General features: G+C 40.1%; 1 protein-coding gene. It reads right to left on the bottom strand.

What is annotated here, in order from left to right:
• Positions 1 to 250 precede the first annotated feature (250 nt).
• On the bottom strand, positions 251 to 601 hold the full coding sequence (locus tag HGG78_RS18765; RefSeq protein ID WP_045612999.1) for a hypothetical protein: 351 nt from the start codon (positions 599 to 601) through the stop codon (positions 251 to 253).
• Positions 602 to 1,404: the final 803 nt, after the last annotated feature.

Below are 1,404 nucleotides of genomic sequence, written 5' to 3'. Positions count from 1 at the left end.
CTATTTTACGGTTTGAGTTAGCCAAGAATTTTGATGAGGAAATGCTGATTTGCCGACAACACAAAACGAATGGCCGGAGAAATCCCAAAGATTAAACCCCTAAATTTACCTGAGTTGCATAACGCCCAATTAAGGGGTGAGCAACGCTACCACCCAACCTAAAGCATTGTACCGTAAACACTAAATTTGAAGTAGAAGCAAAAATGCCAAGCGTTGGGAATCCCTCTTAAATTGCTTGTTATGCTCGTACTCAAAGAAATTGGAGGACTAAACAAGCAATAAACGCAGGTAGGCCGGCTATGAAGAAAACCAAACCCGTCTGGTAGTTCATTCGATAATGCTCGCGTTGATCTTTTTCGAAATCATGCCCTTTTACCATTTTGTAAACTTTATCTGTTCTAGGATCGTCTAACCGAGTTGTCTTACTGTGGATACCACCTTCCCACATTAGTTTCGCCAAAAACCATATGACGATTACAACAAAGAAAAGGAAATCGACCAATTGAGTAGTAGCAAAGAATGGCACAAACTGGGATAGAGCTATCACAACAAGAGCTGCTAAGAAGTTAATTAGAACTACTTTTTTAAGCAAATCGAGCAAAATTTTCTCCTAGAGCATAACGCCGCATTAAGTGGTGAGCGACGCTAAACACCAATGCCTCGACAAACCACTTAAAACACAAAAACTGAATTTACACTAAAAACACCAAGCGTTGCGAATCCGTCTTAAATGCTTTGTTATGCAAATTCAATAAGATAAACATAAAGTTACACTAAATTTGATAAAGAAAACAATCAAAATGTTGGTTAAGTGAACCAAGAATCAGCCCAAGCCCGAACCGTGACAAATAAGCTGCCAAAACAAAGCACACCTTTCAGCAACAAACCAAGACTTTGAACCAGAAAAATTCAACGAGCAAAATATTCAGCGAACTCAGAACTCTCGATTAGCTTGCCCTTTCCACACTTTGCGACCGCTAAATTTACAACGTACCAACGCTAAAACTGATTGAGGCAAACAAAGAACCTTGCCTGTTTTACGGTTTGCGTGATCCAAGAATTTTGGTGTGGAAATGCTGATTTGCCGACAACACAAAACAAATGGCCGGAGAAATCCAAAAAGATTAAACCCCTAAATTTACCTGAGTTGCATAACGCCCTGTTAAGGTGTGAGCAACGCAATACCGAAGCTTCCGCAAACCACCTTAAACACCAAACACAACGCATAGTAAAAATGCCACGCGTTGCGAATCACTCTTAAACAGTTTGTTATACACCTTGGATTCAAGTACGAAGTGCGACACCTCTGAACATAAAAACAGTGAGATGCGATAATCATGAAGTTTGCTCCCGCCAAGAAGTAAAAAACATGAAATACACGCACCTCACTGAGAACGAAAGGTA

Source organism: Vibrio aestuarianus, assembly GCF_012395185.1.
Classification (GTDB): Bacteria; Pseudomonadota; Gammaproteobacteria; order Enterobacterales; family Vibrionaceae; genus Vibrio; species Vibrio aestuarianus.
This window is presented reverse-complemented; position numbering and strand designations above follow the sequence as displayed.